This is a genomic window from Brachybacterium alimentarium, from assembly GCF_002332425.1.
Classification (GTDB): domain Bacteria; phylum Actinomycetota; class Actinomycetes; order Actinomycetales; family Dermabacteraceae; genus Brachybacterium; species Brachybacterium alimentarium.
In genome coordinates this window covers 190,854-208,469 of record NZ_NRGS01000004.1, presented here as the reverse complement: position 1 = coordinate 208,469, position 17,616 = coordinate 190,854, and the positions used below count along the sequence as shown (strand labels likewise).

At 68.2% G+C, this 17,616-nt stretch carries 14 protein-coding genes; 6 read left to right on the top strand and 8 right to left on the bottom strand.

The genetic code is table 11. From position 1 onward, the window contains the following. Positions 1-237 precede the first annotated feature (237 nt). The 4 genes from CIK71_RS03030 to CIK71_RS03015 all read left to right on the top strand — a co-directional run bounded on the left by CIK71_RS03030 (position 238) and on the right by CIK71_RS03015 (position 5,162). Entirely contained in the window at positions 238-1,911 is a 1,674-nt protein-coding gene (locus CIK71_RS03030) for an ABC transporter substrate-binding protein (RefSeq protein WP_096163687.1), read from the top strand. 34 nt (positions 1,912-1,945) lie between these two features. Next, positions 1,946-2,920, top strand: a complete 975-nt coding sequence (locus CIK71_RS03025) for an ABC transporter permease (RefSeq protein WP_096163686.1) — start codon at positions 1,946-1,948, stop codon at positions 2,918-2,920. An 8-nt stretch (positions 2,921-2,928) separates the two neighbouring features. Next, positions 2,929-3,855 carry a carbohydrate ABC transporter permease gene (locus CIK71_RS03020; RefSeq protein ID WP_096163685.1) on the top strand — a complete coding sequence of 309 codons (927 nt, stop codon included), beginning with the start codon at positions 2,929-2,931 and terminating at the stop codon, positions 3,853-3,855. 257 nt (positions 3,856-4,112) lie between these two features. Next, positions 4,113-5,162: a LacI family DNA-binding transcriptional regulator gene (locus tag CIK71_RS03015; protein ID WP_096163762.1), complete on the top strand. Its 1,050-nt coding sequence runs from the start codon at positions 4,113-4,115 to the stop codon at positions 5,160-5,162. Here the strand turns inward: CIK71_RS03015 and CIK71_RS03010 are convergent. The 8 genes from CIK71_RS03010 to CIK71_RS02975 all read right to left on the bottom strand — a co-directional run bounded on the left by CIK71_RS03010 (position 5,098) and on the right by CIK71_RS02975 (position 14,927). Continuing rightward, on the bottom strand, positions 5,098-6,153 hold the full coding sequence (locus CIK71_RS03010; protein ID WP_096163684.1) for an acetylxylan esterase: 1,056 nt from the start codon (positions 6,151-6,153) through the stop codon (positions 5,098-5,100). The genes CIK71_RS03015 and CIK71_RS03010 overlap by 65 nt on opposite strands. Before the next feature lie 11 nt (positions 6,154-6,164). Further along, positions 6,165-8,249, bottom strand: a complete 2,085-nt coding sequence (locus CIK71_RS03005) for a beta-galactosidase (protein WP_245857273.1) — start codon at positions 8,247-8,249, stop codon at positions 6,165-6,167. A 212-nt stretch (positions 8,250-8,461) separates the two neighbouring features. Next, positions 8,462-9,256, bottom strand: coding sequence for an endonuclease/exonuclease/phosphatase family protein (locus CIK71_RS03000; protein WP_096163683.1), 795 nt, complete (start codon positions 9,254-9,256; stop codon positions 8,462-8,464). Between the two features lie 188 nt (positions 9,257-9,444). Next, a complete protein-coding gene (locus CIK71_RS02995) occupies positions 9,445-10,293 on the bottom strand; it encodes a MurR/RpiR family transcriptional regulator (protein ID WP_176485511.1) in 849 nt (282 codons plus the stop codon). A gap of 187 nt (positions 10,294-10,480) precedes the next feature. Next, a complete protein-coding gene (locus CIK71_RS02990) occupies positions 10,481-11,413 on the bottom strand; it encodes a carbohydrate ABC transporter permease (RefSeq protein WP_096163681.1) in 933 nt (310 codons plus the stop codon). Continuing rightward, positions 11,413-12,333, bottom strand: coding sequence for a carbohydrate ABC transporter permease (locus CIK71_RS02985; RefSeq protein ID WP_096163680.1), 921 nt, complete (start codon positions 12,331-12,333; stop codon positions 11,413-11,415). Before CIK71_RS02985 ends, CIK71_RS02990 begins: the two co-directional genes overlap by 1 nt. Next, positions 12,333-13,766, bottom strand: coding sequence for an N-acetylglucosamine/diacetylchitobiose ABC transporter substrate-binding protein (ngcE, locus tag CIK71_RS02980; protein WP_096163679.1), 1,434 nt, complete (start codon positions 13,764-13,766; stop codon positions 12,333-12,335). The genes CIK71_RS02985 and ngcE overlap by 1 nt, the downstream gene beginning before the upstream one ends. 264 nt (positions 13,767-14,030) lie before the next feature. After that, positions 14,031-14,927, bottom strand: coding sequence for an ATP-grasp domain-containing protein (locus CIK71_RS02975; RefSeq protein WP_096163760.1), 897 nt, complete (start codon positions 14,925-14,927; stop codon positions 14,031-14,033). Between the two features lie 704 nt (positions 14,928-15,631). Between CIK71_RS02975 and CIK71_RS02970 the strand changes: the two genes are divergently transcribed. Next, entirely contained in the window at positions 15,632-17,272 is a 1,641-nt protein-coding gene (locus CIK71_RS02970; RefSeq protein ID WP_420807327.1) for a sodium:solute symporter family protein, read from the top strand. Positions 17,273-17,332: 60 nt separating this feature from the next. Then, on the top strand, positions 17,333-17,461 hold the full coding sequence (locus tag CIK71_RS17850; RefSeq protein ID WP_096163678.1) for a putative transporter small subunit: 129 nt from the start codon (positions 17,333-17,335) through the stop codon (positions 17,459-17,461). Positions 17,462-17,616 lie beyond the last annotated feature (155 nt).

Here is a 17,616-nt window from a genome sequence, read left to right as displayed (position 1 = left end):
GACTAGCTTTGCCGTCCCGCGATGACGCGTGGCGGTCAGGCCTGGGGAGCAGGGCGCGGTCGATCATCGCCGCCCGGCTTCCTGACGGTCCGATCCGGACTCCGCCCAGGACGGGCGCAGCATCGCTCCATCGGATTCAGCAGTGTCTGCAGTTCATGCACCACCCGCAGTTCATGCATCACCCGTTCAGCCGGCCGCTCTCCGCGGCACGGCCATGATCTCGACGAGGAGACGGCCATGACGACGTCACACCCCTTCCATCTCTCGCAGACCCGGCGCAGCTTCGTGGGTCTCTCCGCGGCGGCCTTCGGGGCCCTGGCCCTGTCCTCCTGCGGATCCGGTGCCGGAGAAGAGATCGACGCCGAGGCCCAGAGCGTCGGCGCGATGGAGGACTACGCCGCGGACACGCAGTTCACAGCCGCAGAGCCGTTCGAGGTCAGCATGCTGTGGACCGATTGGCCGGAGGTCCCCGTCGAGGACTCGTGGCGGATCTTCGACCTCATCAAGGAGCTCACGAACGTCGACATCACGCTCACGCACATCCCGTTCAGCGACGCCACCGAGAAGCGCAGCCTGCTCATCAGCGCCGGCGACGCCCCGACGCTGATCCCGCTGGTCTACACCGGCGAGGATTCCCCGTTCGTCTCCTCCGGGGCGGTGGTGCCGCTGAGCGACTATGCCGACAAGATGCCCAACTTCCAGAAGTACGTGGAGGAGTGGGAGCTCGGCGAGATGATCAACAATCTCAAGCAGGCCGACGGCAAGTACTACATGATGCCGGGCCTGCAGGAGGTCTCCGTCCCGGTGTTCAGCCTGGTCATCCGCAAGGACGTCTTCGAGGAGGTCACCGGCGCGGTGCCGAACACCTGGGAGGAGGTGCACGAGGGGCTCACGCTCATCAAGGAGAAGTACCCCGATTCCGTCCCGCTGGCGGACGGCTTCGAGGCCCAGTCGATGCTCAACTACGCCGCCCACGGCTTCGGCACCAAGGCCGGCTGGGGCTTCGGCGACGGTGCGGTCGAGGGCGCCGACGGCACGCTCGTCTACGCCGCCACCACCGACGAGTACAAGCAGCTGGTGGAGTTCTTCCGCGGTCTGGTCGAGGACGGTCTGCTGGACAAGGAGTCGCTCACGGACTCGAACGACGGCAGCGGTGCCGCGGGCGTCGACGAGAAGTTCGCCAAGGAGACGTGCTTCGCGGCGTCCGGCTCCTCCGGCACGGCGATCGAGTTCGCCACGGCGCTGGAGGAGACGGTGGGTGAGGGGAACTTCTCGGTGGCCCTCATCCCACCGCCCGCCGGGCCGGCCGGCGACATGGTCGAGCCGCGCAACTTCTGGCACGGCTTCATGCTCAGCTCCGAGATCACGAAGTCCGAGAACTTCCTGGCCACACTGCAGTTCGTCGACTGGCTCTACTTCAACCCGGACGCGCGCGACATGCTGCGCTGGGGCGAGAAGGACGTGACCTACACGAAGTCGGACGACGGCACGATCGAGCTCGACGACGAATACTCGCTGGACGACTACGCGCTGAACGCCGACGGCGAGACCGACATCAAGACCGACCTCGGCTTCTCGACCTTCCCGGCCGAGTCCACCGAGTCCCGCGCGCTGAAGGAGTCCTACAGCACGCCCGAGTTCGTGCAGTACATCGACGACGTCCTGGCCACGCGCACTCCGCGCGATCCGTTCCCGCCCACGCCGATGGACGAGACCGAGCTCGAGCAGGCTTCGCTCCTGGCGACGCCGATCAAGGATGCCGTGGATACCGCCACCCTCCAGTTCATCATGGGCGAGCGGGACATGAGCGAGTGGGACGCCTTCGTCGCCGAGCTCGAGGCCGCCGGCGTGGACCGGTACCTCGAGCTGCTCAACACGGCGCGCGAGCGCTTCGTCGAGGCCAACGGCTGAGCCGGCCCGGTCAGCAGACGGAGCAGGTGATCATATGACTCTGGCAGAGGCACGGGAGGTCGCGGCGCAGGAGCCTGCGCCGCGACCCTCGGTCCCGACCCGCAGGCCGGGAGGGTGGAAGCGGGCGCTGCGGCGCGACTGGCCGCTCTACACCTTCGCGATCGCGCCCCTGATCTTCCTGGCGATCTTCCGGTACCTGCCGATGCTCGGCAACGTGATCGCCTTCCGGCGGTTCCGGCCGGGCGGGAACATCTTCGGCGACGAGTGGGTGGGGACGCTCTACGTGGACATGTTCATCCACGATCCCGCCTTCTGGAACGTCTTCACGAACACCGTGATCATCGGCGGCATGACCCTCGTGGTCTGCTTCCCGCTGCCGATCATCCTGGCGCTCATGCTCAACGAGGTGCGACGCACGCACTTCAAGAAGATCGTGCAGTCCATCAGCTATCTTCCGCACTTCCTCTCGGTCGTGATCGTGGTGGGCATGGTCTACCAGCTGCTGTCCCTGCAGGGCACGGTCAATCAGATCACCGAGGCCCTCGGCGGCGACGCGGTCTCCTTCCTCCAGAAGCCCGAGTGGTTCCGCTTCATCTACGTGGCCTCCGAGGCCTGGCAGACCGTCGGCTGGGGCACGATCCTGTACCTCGCCGCGCTCACCGCCGTGGACGACGGCCTCTACGAGGCGTCGCGCATCGACGGTGCCAACCGCTGGCAGCAGACCTGGCACGTCACCCTCCCGGGCATCCGGCCGACGATGGTCACCCTGCTGATCCTCAACATCGGCAACTTCCTCAACGTCGGGTTCGAGAAGGTCCTGCTGCTCTACAACCCCATGACCTATTCCACCGGCGATGTCATCTCGACATACCTGTACCGCGTCGGTCTGGTGTCGAACAATCTCAGCTATGCGGCGGCCATCGGCCTGTTCCAGGCGATCATCGGATTCGCCATGGTCATGTCCGCGAACTTCATCTCCAGACGATTGGTGGGGACGAGCCTGTGGTGATCGAAGCAATGGCCCCTGACGCGCCCCGCAAGGCGCCCGTCCAGGCCCGGACGTCCCGTATCAAGGACTCCACCTCGTACAAGGTCTTCACCGTCGTCAACACGACGGCCCTCCTGCTCATGTGCGCGATGATGCTGTATCCGTTCGTGATGCTGCTGGCGCAGTCGTTCAGCTCGGCGGGGGCGATCAATGCGGGCAAGGTGAGCATCTTCCCGGTCGACTTCAACCTGGACACCTACAAAGCGGTCGCGGACAACGGCGCCTTCTGGCGCAGCTACGGCAACACCGTGGTCTACACCGTGATCGGGACGACCATCGCGATGGTGCTGACCACGACGTACGCCTTCGTGCTCTCGAAGAAGCATCTCAGGGGCCGCGGGCTGCTCATCGGGATCGCCGTGTTCACGATGTTCTTCAACGGCGGCATCGTCCCGAACTACGTCCTCATCTCCTCGCTGGGGATGAAGAACACGATGTGGGCGGTGATCCTTCCGCCCGCGCTGTCCGTCTTCAACCTCCTGGTCATGAAGGCGTTCTTCGAGAACCTGCCCAGCGAGCTCGAGGAGGCCGCGCACATCGACGGCCTCACCTGGTTCGGGATCTTCTTCCGCATCGTGCTGCCGCTGTCCAAGGCGGTCATCGCCACGATGGTGCTTTTCTACTCGGTGCAGTACTGGAACGACTGGTTCGCCGCGTTCCTGTACCTGGACAGGACTGATCTGTTCCCGGTGACCCTGTTCCTGCGGAACCTGATCGCGGGGGCCTCCACGGCGGCCTCCGAGGGGGCGGCGGCCTCCGGGGCGAGCGTCAGCGACCTCAACGCCAACATCCAGTCGGTGACGATGATCCTGATCCTCATCCCGATCCTGTGCGTGTACCCGTTCGTGCAGCGGTACTTCGTCTCCGGCATCATGCTCGGCTCCGTGAAGGGCTGACGGCGGGCCGCGGCGCGCAGGGAGGGCCGGCGGTCGCGGAGCGGGCGATCGGCCGTGGGCCGACCGTCCGCTCCGGTGTGCGGGGCGGCGAGGATCACCCATCGTCGAGAACGCGGAAACCCTCCGAAAAGGAAGCCGAAACTTCTACCGGTGTTTAGACTGGGGTGGTGTGCCCTGCGGTCGAGGGGCTGGGCGCGACTATCCTCCTGGGAGTCGGCGCTGACGCAGGTGCCGTGTCGAGAGGTGAGGGTGTGGACATGCCAGAGGACGTTGCGCGGCAGGGCCGGGTCACCCTGAAGGACGTCGCCGAGAAGGCGGGGGTCTCGCTGGCCACCGCATCGAAGGTGATGAACGGTCGCGCAGATGTGCGGGACTCGACGCGCCAGGAGGTCGCCGAGGTGGCCCGCGGGCTCGGGTACCAGCCCAAGCGGCGCGATACCGAGCGCCGCCGTTCGGTCATGATCCACTTCGACACCCTCACCAGCCCGTACGCGCTGCAGGTGCTCGAAGGCGCGGAACGCGCCGCTCGCCGGGCCGATGTGGACCTCCTGGTCATCAGCGTCGACGAGCGCGGCGAGGGCTACGCCGGGCCCACGCGGGCCCAGATGGCCGACATCGCCGGGCGCGGTATCGAGGGGCTGATCGCGGTCACCTCGCCGATCGGGAGCCAGCATGCGCGATGGAGCAAGGATCTCAAGCTGCCGCTCATCGCCGTGGACCCCGTGACCATCGGCCAGGACACCAAGGGCGTCGTCACGATCTCGGCGACCAACTGGGAGGGCGGCTCCCTGGCCGTCCAGCACCTCCTGGACCTCGGGCATCGGAGGATCGGCATCATCGGCGGCCCCGAGGACTCCGTCCCGGCCAGGCAGCGCGTCCAGGGCTATCACAGCGCCCTCGCCCAGGCGGGCCTCCCCGTGGACCCCGACCTCATCGAGCACGGCACCTTCGGGTACGAGGACGGTCAGCGCAGCGCGGAGAAGCTGCTGCGCCTGCCCGAGCCGCCCACGGCGATCTTCGCCGTCGCGGACACCCTCGGCGTCGGGGCACTGCGAGCGGCCCGACAGCTCGGGGTGAGCGTCCCCGAGGAGCTCAGCGTGGTCAGCTTCGACGACACGATGATCGCCAGCTGGACCCACCCCCAGCTCACCGCCGTGCGCCAGCCCCTGTTCTCGATGGGGCAGGTGGCCGTCGAGAGGCTGCTCGCCCTCTCGTCGGATCCGGGGCTCTTCGCCCATCCGTTCAAGCTCGAGACGCACCTCGTCCAGCGGGAGTCGACGGCGTCGGCGCCGGCCCAGGGTTCCTGAGCCCTGCCACCGGCATCCGCTCGCGCAGCCACGCCAGCTGCACCATGTTCTGGGTGGCCGCGCCGCCCTCGTGGTTGTTGAACGGGTAGATCTCGATGTCCTTGCGCGGCGTTGCTCCGCTGAGGCCGGCCCAGTGGTTGAACGCGGCGAACACCGTCGAGGGCGGGCAGGTCATGTCGCGCAGGGCTGCCGAGAAGAGGGCATCGGCCCGGGCACGGCGCGCGAGGTGCACGGCGTCGACGTACCGCAGGGTGTTCTCCACCGCCGCCTCCCGCCCACGGTTCACGGCGAGATAGCGGACGATCTCCTGGTACGGATCGGCGTCGGTGAGGTCGATCGCGCGACGGATCTGGCACAGGAACGGCACGTTGGCCATCACCGCGTCGACGTCGGGCACCAGGCCACCAGCGGCGATCGCGAGACCGCCGCCCTGGCTGTTGCCGGTCACCGCGACCCGCCCGTCGGCCCCCGGAAGGGCGCGGGCGGCATCGACGGCGCGGGCGGCGTCGGTCATGAGGCGGGTGAGGTACGAGGTCTCGGGGGAGTCGATGCCGCGGGTCATCGAACCGGGCGCGGCCGGGCCGGAGCCGACGGGGTCCGGGGTGTCGCCGCGTGATCCCCAGCGTCCGCCTTGGCCACGGGTGTCCATCACGAGGTGGCCGTAGCCGGCCGTCGGCCACAGCAGATGCTCGATCGCCTCGGAGCGCCCGCCGCCGTAGCCGATGAACTCCACGACCACCGGGAGGTCGCCCTCGATGCCGGCTGGCCGCAGGTACCACGCACGGATCGGCGCCCCGTCGTGGCCGGCGAAGGTGACGTCCCAGGTCTCCACCAGGGACAGCCCGGTCTCCACCGGCAAGACCTCGACGAGCACCTCCGCGGTGCGCGCGCGATCCAGTGTGCCGGCCCAGAACTTGTCGAGATCCGCCGGCTCGTCGAGCGTGGGGAGGTACTCGCGCAGAGCGGCGAGCGGGAGGTCGAACAGTGGCATCTGGACGCCTTTCAGGAGGGGACGCGGAGGAGCTCGAGCGGTCCATCAGCGGCCACTGCCAGCACGCCGACCCCGCCGGGTTCGATTCTCACCCCGGCGGACCCGTCCTGTCCGGAGATCAGCTCACGCCCCTCCCCGCGCACGGTCACCGGCTCGCTCCCGTGGTGCAGCAGGAACACGTGATCAGCGCCGTCGCCCCGGCGGCGCACGACCTCGAGCCCGGCCTGCGCAGCGCCCTCGAGCGTGGGACGGACTCCCAGGCGCTCGGCAACCGCCGCGAAGAACACGTCGCGGGAGTCCTGGCGCAGGCGGGCGGAGAGATAGACCGCGTGGCCCTCCCCGCGCCGGACGCGCGTGATCGCCGGCAGCCCGCGCAGGTCCCCGTCCGCGTAGCGGGCGGTCGGTTCGGCATCCGTGGCCTCCAGCAGCTCCGTCCACTCCTCGACGATCCCGCCGTCGTCCAGCACGACCTGCGCACCGTTCTCGAGCGGGAGCAGCTCCTGGACCCGCACCCCCAGCAGCTCGCGCAGGCGGCCCGGATAGCCGCCCGGCGCGATGCGCAGCGACGGATCCGAGATGCCGGAGAGATAGGTGACGACGAGCTCACCGCCGGCCTCGACGTACCGGGTCAGCCAGCTGACCTGCTCGTCCGAGAGCGGGTACAGGCACGGCACCACCAGCAGCCGGTACCGGCTCGCGTCGGCCCCCGGGCGCACGAAGTCCACCGGGATGCCGGCGCGCCAGAACGAGCGATGGGTCGCACGGACCTCGTCCGAGTACCGCAGGGCATCGCTGGGCAGGTGCGGGGTCTCCAGCGCCCACCACCCGTCGGCGTGCCACAGGATCCCGACCTCCGCGGCGACCAGGGGCCCGTCGGCCGGGAGCTGCACCGCCGGGGCGATCCGCTCGAGGATCCCGCCCAGCTCGCAGACGGCCTTGAAGCGCCGTGTGGACCCACCGGCGTGGGGGACCAGCCCGCTGTGCCACTGCTCGGAGCCGCCGAGGGATGCGCGCCATTGGAAGAACAGCGAGGACTGGGAGCCGCGCGCGATGTAGCCGAGCGAATGACGGATCATGCGCTGCGGGCTCTTGGCGACCGTGCGATCCCCCAGGGAGATCCCGGCCGCGTTCTGCTCCATCAGCACCCAGGGCCCGCCCGACCAGGAGCGGGAGAGGTCCGAGCCGTAGGCGATGTGCGTCTCCGCGTCCGGCCCGGTGGTGTCGAGGTAGTGATCCAGGGAGACCACGTCGAGCTGGTCGGCCCAGCTCCACTGCTCCAGATGGTTCCAGGTGGGCAGCATGAAGTTCGTGGTCATCGGGGCGCGCGAGCCCGTGGCGCGGATCTCGTCGCGCTGCTCGCCCATCGCCGCGAGCATCTCGTCGGAGCTGTAGCGGCGGAAGTCGATCAGCTGCGCGGGATTGTGCAGGTACTGGGTGGTGCGCGGCGGGGTGATCTCCTCCCAGGCGCCGTAGCGCTGGGACCAGAACGCGGCGGACCACTCCCGGTTCAGCGCCTCGAGGGAGCCGTAGCGGCGCTGCAGCCAGACGCGGAAGGAGCGTGCGGCCTCCGGTCCGTGATCGAGGGTCCCGTACTCGTTGTGCAAGTGCCAGCCCCGCAGGCCCGGGTGGGCGCCGTAGCGCTCGGCGAGCATCCGCGCGATGCGCCGCGACGCCTCCCGATAGGCGGGGGCGCTGATCGCGTAGGTGTCGCGCGAGCCGTGCGTCAGGCGCACCCCGTCCTCCCGCACCGGCATCGCCTCGGGATGGGCGAGAGTGAACCACGGCGGCGGGGACGCCGTGGGTGTGGCCAGGAAGAACCCGATCCCGGCCTCGGTGATCAGCTCGATCACCTCGTCCAGCCAGTCCGTCTGGAACACGCCCTCGGCGGGCTCGAGCATCGCCCACGAGAAGATGCCCAGCGAGACAGTGTTCACCTTCGCGCGACGCATCAGCTCGATGTCCTCGCGCCAGGTCTCACGGTCCCACTGCTCCGGGCTCCAATCGCCCCCGAACAGGAAGGCCGACGGGGCGAACGGGGCCGACGGGGCGGCCGGTGTGCCGACGCCAGGAGTGGGTGTGTGGGGCATCGTGGCCATCGTGTGAGTGTCTCCGTCTCGCTGCCGCGGTTGGCACGTTGCGTGGGGTGTCCGTGATCGGCTGCCGGATTTCCGGGCAGCGCTTCATTCTCGCGTGCCCGGAACGGAACCGACAGGTTTCTGCACGACGAAGAGCCGGCGTGGCTCGAGACCCTGGTCGCGGAGGGGAAGGGGCGGCAGCCCGAGGCTCCTGGATGCTCCGGCGCCTCCCGTCAGGCCGACGCCGCTGGCAGCTCCACGTGGCAGCGCACCGGCAGGTGATCGCTCGGGAAGATGCCGTCGAGGCGGAAATCGTCGATCCGTGCATCGACCACGCGCACGCCCTGGCTGAGCAGGATCCAGTCGATGCGGACGTTGGACTCCTCGACCTCGTGGAAATGAGGGAACGTGCCCCAGCCAGGGCTGAGTCGGTCCTCGGCGGCGAGCCAGGAATCCTGCAGGCCGAAATCCTCCACGAGCACCGTGTAGGCCGGGGACATCCGTGCGACGGAGTTGAAGTCGCCGGTGGTGATCGTGGGGAGCTTCAGAAGGCGGAACTGCTCGAGGTGATCGGAGATCAGCTGCGCGCCCTTCACCTTGGCTTGGGTGATGACGTGGTCGAGATGGGTGTTGACATGCGCGAACTCCTGCCCGGTGTCTCGGTCCCGGAACCGAGCCCACACGGCCGTGCGCGGGCGGGCGTTGCCCCAGGTCGCAGAGCCGACCTCGCGAGGACGGTCCGAGAGCCAGAACTGGTTCCAGGCCAGCAGCTCGAGGCGCGCGGCATCGTAGAAGATGGGGTTGATCAGCCCGTCACTTCCGCCGGATTCGGCCACGCCGACGGAGCGGTATGTCGACCCCAGACCCTTCTCGATCGGCGCGTAGGTCCAGGCCTGCATCTCCTGCAGGCCCAGCAGATGCGGACGGTCCGCGGAGAGCAGGGCCTCGATCGCCGGGGTGCGGTCCGCCCAGTGCCCGGGGTCGCCGGGGGCCGACGCATCGGTCTGGAAGAGAGCGTTGAAGCTCATCACGTGCAGGTCGGAGGCCGGAGCAGTTCCGGCGTCGGCGGGAGCGAAAGAGATGGCGTACTCCTGGGTCAGCGGGTCAGCGGGTCAGCGGGTCAGCGGGTCAGCGGGTCAGCGGGTCAGCGGGTCAGACGGCCGGTGCGTCGGTGGGTGGGGCAGAGGGGGTGGGGGAGGGTCCAGCGCGTCGGATCTCACCAGTACCGTTCGAGCGCTTCCTCGACGGAGCTGAGCGCCTCGATCGAGCGCTCGTGGTGGCTCACGACGATTCCGGAGGCGAGGCAGTCGGCGAGGAACATTTCGGAGATCCTGCTGGTCAGCGTGCCGGTGCGCAGAGGGGTGGAGTCTTGGACCGCGAGCAGCACATGGTCGGCGACGTCCGCGCCGGGAGATCTCGCGAGGCGCGTGATCAGCACCGTGAGGCAGCCGCGAGTCTTCGCCTCGCTGAGGGGCGCGACGCACTCGCCGGCCGTGCCGGTCTCCGAGATCACGACGAGGACGTCGCCCCGGCGGGCGGCAGCCAGGCCGATCACCGCCGAGGGCGGATCGTGGAAGCTGGTCGCCGGGATCGCCAGGCTGCGCAGCTTGTGCTCGAGCGACACGGCGATCACGTGCGCGGAGCCGGCACCGATCGCATAGACATGGCTCGCGTCGCCGAGCGCGCGGGTCACCGTCGTGAAGGATTCCTGGTCCAGCAAGCGTGCGGTCTCCTCCATGGAGCGCGCTCCGATGGCGGCGAGGCTCGCGACGAGATCGGGGAGCGGGGTCTGCGCGGTGATGTCCCCCGAGATGCGCGGGGCGGGCCCCGGTTCCGAGCGTTGTGCGGCGAGGGCGAGTTCCATGCGCAGCCGGGAGAATCCGGAGATGTCGAGGGTCCGACAGAGCCTGGTCACGGAGGCGGCCGAGGAGCCCGCCTTCGAGGCGAACTCGGTGATCGTCATCCGGCCGACGTCCGCCGGGGACTCGAGCGCGACCCGCGCCAGCTGCTGGAGCTGCGGCGGCAGGGTGGGCAACGCGGCCCGCAGGACAGCGAGGATTGGCAACGACCCGTCCTCCGTGCCGTGCGCTCCGGGGGCGTCGTGAGGATCGAGGTCATCTGGGGTGGAGCGCGGCAGAGGCGTCTTATCAGGGTCGACGGGTGGCATCAGAGTCGGGGCCTTCCTGTGCCGAGAGCCGGCACGCGCCGATGATCTCCGTGGCCGGGATCTCGGCTGATGGGTGGTGCGTGCATCATTTCAGGGCGCCGGCAGTCAGTCCCGCCTGCACCTGCCGCTGGAAGAGGATGTACACGAGCAGTACCGGGACCATGGAGATGAGGAGACCGGCGAAGAGCTGCGCCATCGATGTCGGCGATGTCTCGTAGTTCTCTCCCAGGGCGAGGGCCGCGAGCCCCTGGCTGAGCACGTAGTTGGAGCGTTCCTCGTCCTGCTGCGGGTTCAGCACCACTGGGATCAGGTACTGGTTCCATTGCCCGAGGAAGTTGAACACGGCGATCGAGATCAGTCCCGGCCGGGCCAGCGGAAGCATGATTCGGAAGAACACGCCGAAGTGCCCGGCGCCGTCGATGAACGCGGCCTCCGAGAGCTCCTCGGGCAGCGCCCGGAAGAACGCGGTGAGGAAGAAGACCGAGAACGGGAGCGAGAACGCCGCGTAGACGAGGATCAGCCCCACCGGGGTGGCGAACAGCCCGAGCGCCTGGACGATCTTCACCAGGGGCACGATGGCAAGGAACACGGGGAAGGTCATGCCCGCCAGGTACAGGTAGTACAGGACACGGCTCCCGCGGAAGGGGTACTTCGCCATCACGTACGCCGTCATCACCGCCAGCAGCATCGTCAGGCTCACGCCACCGGCCACCACGACCACCGTGTTCAGGAAGAAAGCGCCGACGTTCGACTCGTTCCAGGCGTCGGCATAGATGTCGAGGCGCAGCGCGCCGGGTGGGCCGAACGGGCTGTTGTAGATCTCGACGTTGGTCTTCAGCGAGGACATCAGCATCCACACCAGGGGCACGGCGACGACGAGCGCCCAGGGCAGCAGGAAGAGCTGAGGGATCAGCGCGGACAGACGGGAGGCCCACGAACGCGCGACGACGGGCCGTCGAGTCGGCTCCGGGGGAGGGATAGGAGCGGTCCGAGTTGTCGTGACGGAAGAGGTGCTCATCAGTACTCGTACTCCTCGCGCTTGGTCAGTCGGAAGGTCACCAGGGCGAGGGCCACCGAGCCGATCATCATCACGGTGCCCATGGTGGCGGCGTAGCCGAACTGCGAGTTCAGGGAGAACGCCGTGCGGTAGAGGTACGTCGACATGACGTCGGCCCCGAAGTCGGCCGCCGCGCCGGTCTGGGACATCACCGCGACCAGCGCGAAGGAATCGATCGTGCCGATGGCCAGGTAGATGAAGGCAGTCTGCACGTGGGCCCAGATCAGCGGCATGGTGACGTGGACGAAGCTGCCCAGCCGGCCGGCCCCGTCGAGCGCCGCGGCCTCGTACAGCTCATCGGGGACGCGGCCCATGGCAGACAGGAACAGCACCATGTAGAAGCCGACCGAGGACCACACCGCGGCGACCGCGATGGCCAGCAGGATCGTCCGCGGATTGCCGAGCGGTCCGTTCGGGACGATCGAGAGCATGTCGAGCCCCACCACGTCCAGCACGCCCTGCAGCAGCCCACCTCGCGAGGCGTAGAGGTAGCTGAACAGGATGCCGATGATCACGACCGGCACCACCTGGGGGAAGAAGAACAGGATCCGGTAGAGGTCCCCGCCAGGGGTGGCACGGAGGTTCCCCGCGCCGCCCCGGGTGATCAGGGAGGCGAACAGCATCGCCAGCCCGAGGGTGAGCACCGGGATGACCACTAGCAGGATCCCGTTGTGCAGGACCGATCGCCACCAGGACCCGTCGTGCACGAGCCGAAGGTAGTTGTCGAACCCGATGTAGTTCAGGTCCGGGGTGAACCCGGTCCAGTCGGTGAAGGAGATCTGCACTCCTTGCGCGAAGCTCGACAGCACGAACACCGTGTAGAGCACGAGGCCGGGAACGGTGAAGGTGACGATCAGCCGCCACTGCCCGCGCTTGTGCATCAGCGCGTCTGCTTCGCGATCGCGTCGTCGGTCTTCGTCTCGTCGGCCTTCTTCTGACATCGGCTGAGGAAACCCTCGACGTCGAGATCGCCCAGCACCAGCTTGATGAGCGCCGCGCGGGTCTCCTCGACCATCGAGGGGTACCAGGAGTCGTATTTGACCGGGGCCCAGGCCTCGACCGCATTGGACTTCTCGATCATCGTGGTGATCGTCGAGAACGCCGGGGAGAGCTCCTGATCGTCATGAGCGCCCTTGACCATCGTGACGGCGTTGGTGAGCTCCGCGGAGTTCTGTGCGGACTCCCTGCTGAGCAGGGCGCGGAGGAACTCGAAGGCCGCGGGCCGGTTGCTGGCATCGGCCGGCACGTACCATCCGCCGCCCGGATTGTTCGGCGTGAGATCCGCGAGCGACTCCTCGGGGGCGGGCAGCGCGGTCGCGGTCAGCTCGAAGCCCTCCGGGATCGCGGACTTCATCTCGTTCTCGAGCCATGCGCCCACCGGGATGAACGCGGCCTCGTGGTTCAACCAGGAGGTCTGCGACTGGATGTGGGTCATCTGCGCGACGCCGGGGAGGATCAGCTCGTCGGTGCGGAGCTGGAGCACGGCCTCGGCGGCCTCGCGGATCGCGTCCTGCTGCCAGGCGCCGTCCTCGAGATTGTCGACGTTGCGCCAGACCTCTTGGCCGCCGATCTTGGCCACCAACGGCTGGAACACGCCCTGCTCGAAGTAGTTGGCGTGCATGCCGGTGAAGGCCCAGGGATAGATGCCGTCGGCTTTGATGGTGGCCGAGAGTGCCATCAGCTCGTCCCAGGTGCGGGGCATCTCCCAGCCCTTGTCGGCGAACAGGGCGGCGTCGTGCCAGATCGCCCAGGCGTATTGCGTGGTGTTGAGGCCGACGAGCTGGTCGCCGACGGTGCCCGCCTCGCGCACGCCAGGATTGAGGCTCTCCTCGACCGTGATCGAGGGATCGTCCCAACTGGGTGCGGCCATCAGATCATCGAGACTCGCGAGCTGCTGATTCGTGGCCAGCGAGTTTACGTCCAGGGAGCCGGCGCCGGAGTTCTGGAACAGGTCTGGGGGCGTCTGGTTCACGAACTGCGGCTGCAGGGTGCTGAGATCCTCGGCACGCACAATTTTCGTGGTCACCTCGGGCCGCTTTTCCTCGAAGAGCTCCTGGGTGAAGTCCAGGTGCTTCACCCCGTCACCTCCGTCGAAGACGAAAGCGGAGAACTCTCCGCCGTCAACCCCGAACGGATTGTCCTGGCTGGTGGGGGCGCCGGACGACTCGGAGTCGGCGCCTCCGTGCGCGCCGCCGGTGGCACAGGCGGAGAGGCCGGCAGTGCCCAGGGCCGCAGCGAGGCCGAGGAAGGACCGCCGCGAGGAGGGGTGAGGTGCGGAACGAGCGGGTCGGACGTCAGTGCGGAGAGTGGACATGAGGGCCTTTCGCGACGTTCATGAACGGTGACGGCTCCACGATGAGCGGCCGCCATGGACGGCTGGTGTCACGTGAATGAAAATCTAGCCCTTTACTGAGGAGTAGCGCGTAAACTTTTTTCATTTCGTGATGTGTGGGCGCTGTGCGCCATCGCCGACGCGCAGTGATCGTGCTGGTGAAGAGCGATTTGCTGCTGTTCTCGGGATTCTGCCGGTCGCGGATCGGCGTGCGGCGACTGGCCGAGGCTGGTTCCGAATGCCCGGTCAGACCCTCGCGAGGATCGCGTCCGCGAAGAGCCCCGTGACGTCCGGGGCGAGGTGCAGGTTGAACAGCGGCTCGAACAGCTCGGCCTCCAGCAGCACCAGCCCGTGCTCGGCGGAGTCGACGGTGTCGATGCGGCCGTACAGCGGCGTGGGCAGGCCCGTGACCCGCGCGATCGTGGAGAGGGCCTGCTCGGCGAACGCCTTCTCCTGGGCAGTCGCCTCGACCAGGACGGGCCGTTCCTGATAGACGCCGCCGCGCAGCCCGCCGCCCCGGGCGAGCAGTGCGCCCTTCGAGATCGCATGACTGAGATGCCCGTCGAGCGCATAGAGCGCCTTCTCCCGCCCGTCGGACAGCTCCGGCACCTCCGGTTGGAGCATCGCGACCCCGCCCGCGTCCAGGATCTGCTCCGCGAGGGCGAGAGCCGCCGGGTCCTCGGGCGCGAAGAGGCCGACGAGCTGCGAGCCGGCCCCGACGGTGGGCTTGATGACGACGTGCGCCGAGGAGTCCTGGAATTCCTGCAGGGCCTGCGCGAACGAGCCGACCTCCCGGTGGTACGACGTCGGGACGACCCGCACCCCCGCCTCCTCGAGCTGCGCGAGGTAGCGCTTGTCCATGTTCCAGCGCACGAGGTCCGGCTCGTTGAGCACGCGGGTGCACGCGTCGACGCGGTCCAGCCAGTCCTCGAACTCGGCCGCGTGCAGGGCGTAGTCCCACGGGCTGCGGATCACCAGCAGGTCGTACGCGGCCCAGTCGACGTCGGCCCCGCGCCACGGGGTCATCTCGGCATGGACTCCCCGTCGGGCCAGTGCCTCGACGAGAGGGGCGGCGTCGAGCGTCGTGTCGGCCTCGATGGCGGCGGGCTGGGGGAGGGCGACGACGATGCCGATGCGAGTCATGAGCGCGACGATAACAGCGGCCGTGCGCAGCGACCGCACTGCACGTACGAGTGCATCGTGCCTGGCCGGAGTGCTGCGCGGTGCGTCCGGGGGCCGGCGGACCCGTCGTGCTCCGGTGCGCTGCCACGCTGCTCTCGGGATGCTCTCGCGATGCTCTCGGGGTGCGCTGGCGATGCTCTGGCGACGCCGTGGGGCGGCGGCCCGTCGGGTGCGCAGTGCGGTGCCACTGAAGACCGCTGCATCTTCATGCGCCACCGAGGTGACACGTCGCCGTTTCTGTTTGTCTGACAATCATTATTAGCGCTCTGACCTGCACGGGTTATCTGATAGTTATCCACGAACTGGCCAGGGGGTCCCTACTGTGCGAGTATCTATGCGGCCCCAAGCGAGGTGAATCGTGCGGTGTCGGTCTCCGGGAGGAGCCGTACCCACTGCTGCCGCCGCGGCCCCATCCCCGGAGCAGATGCGTCGCATCGCCCGGGTCGATGCCGGGCGGCACTCGCTCAGGGGGTCGATTGCCGGTCGGCCCCTGGGACCACTGCGAGCCCGGGACGCTTGGAGAGTGCCGCGGACGACCGGGCGAACGAGGGACCGATCTGTCTGCGACGAAAGGAAGTAACGTGCCACCAGCGCCTACGGGAGAAATCCACCAGCTCGGCATTATCGGCGTGATCCTGCTCCTGCTGCTGTTCTACGGCGGCACGATGTGGATGTCCGTCGCGATCTCCCGCAAGAAGGAGAACGCCGACGACTACATGACCGCGGGCAACCACATCGGCTTCGGCGTCTCCGCCGCCTCGATGACCGCCACCTGGATCTGGGCGTCCTCGATGTACGCCTCGGTGACCGCCGGCTACACCTACGGCGTCTCCGGCCCGATCCACTACGGGCTGTGGGGGGCACTGATGATCCTGTTCATCTACCCCTTCGGCAAGCGGATCCGGAAGGTCGCACCCAAGGCCCACACGCTCGCCGAGGTCATGTACGCCCGTCACGGACGCTCCTCGCAGCTGATGCTGGCCGGCTCCAACGTGCTCGGCTCCGTCATCTCGCTGACCTCGAACTTCATCGCCGGCGGCGCGATCATCGCGATGCTCTCCCCGCTGAGCTTCGGCTCCGGGATCGTCATCATCGCCGGCGGCGTGCTGCTCTACACCCTGTGGTCCGGCTTCCGTGCGTCCGTGCTGACGGACTTCGCACAGGTCATCGCGATGCTCGGGGCGGCCGTCGTCATCATCCCGGCGGTCTTCTTCGTCGTCGGCGGCCCGCAGATGTTCGCCGACGGAGTCGCCGCCGGCCACGTCACCCCGCAGCAGGAGAGCTTCTTCTCCTCGGAAGCGTTCATGAACCAGGGCGCCCCGTACATCGCAGCAGTCCTCGCCTACGCGATCGGCAACCAGACCATCGCGCAGCGGCTCTTCGCCGTGCGCGAGGACCTCATCAAGCCCACCTTCATCACCGCCACCGTCGGCTACGGCGCAACGGTGATCGGCATCGGCATGATCGGCGTGATGGCGCTCTACCTGGGCATCGAGCCCGCCGGTGGGGACGTCAACAACCTGCTGCCCCAGATGGTCGGGACCTACCTGCCGGTGGCCCTGGTCGCCCTCGCGTTCATCATGATCATCGGCTCGCTGTCCTCCACCGCGGACTCCGACCTGTCGGCGCTCAGCTCGATCGTCATGACGGACATCTACGGCCAGTCCGTGGGCCGCAAGAACGTGAACCCGAAGTTCATGCTGCTGATCGGGCGCATCACCATGATCGTGGCGACCGCCGCGGCGCTGTTCTTCGCCACCGCACGGTTCAACATCCTGGACCTGCTGGTGTTCGTCGGCGCCCTGTGGGGTTGCCTGGTGTTCCCGGTGATCGCGTCCTTCTACTGGAAGAAGGTCACCAACAAGGCCTTCACCGTGTCGGTGATCGTCGCGCTCGCGGTGTTCCTGCCGGTGCGCTTCACCTTGATCCCGCTCACCGGTGCCTGGGCCTTCTTCGTCGAGGCGCTCGCGATCCTCGGCGTCGGCGTGGTGCTGGGCATCATGGCGTTCGGCTTCTTCGGCCTGCGCCCGGCCCTGATCATCGGTGCCGTGGCCACGATCGCAGTGCTCCCGTTCGGCTTCGGGTACCTGCGTGACTACGAGACGCTGACCGGCTCGCTGGTCGCCTACTCGGTGTCGTTCCTGGTCTGCTACCTGATGAGCGTCAAGTCGTCCCAGAACTTCGACTTCTCGGTGATCAAGCGGATCACCGGTGACTTCGACGAGGAGGACGCCCCCGCCGTCGAGGACACCGCTGCGGGGGAGAACCCACCGCGCGGCGATGTTCCCGCCGCCCCCGGCCACTGATCGATCATCTGCGCGACGGGGCCGATCGCCCCGCGCACCCCTGAGGAAGGAGACAGCCCCATGACTGCCATGCTCACTGCCTACGTGCTGGTCTGGCCCGTGCTCGTGCTCGGAATCCTGATCACCATCGCCCGCGGCTTCGCCAAGGACGTCAAGGAGGCCCGCAAGGAGGGCCGTCAGGTCATCTGACCCGCGACTGCGCGACTGCGCAACCGAGCGACAGTGCCCGCCCACCCCGAACGGGGAGGGCGGGCACTGTGCTGTCCGGCGGGTGGCCCAGATGCTGGCGCCGAGGAAGCCGGGGAAGCCGGGGAAGCCGGGGAGGCTGGGGAAGCCGGGAGACC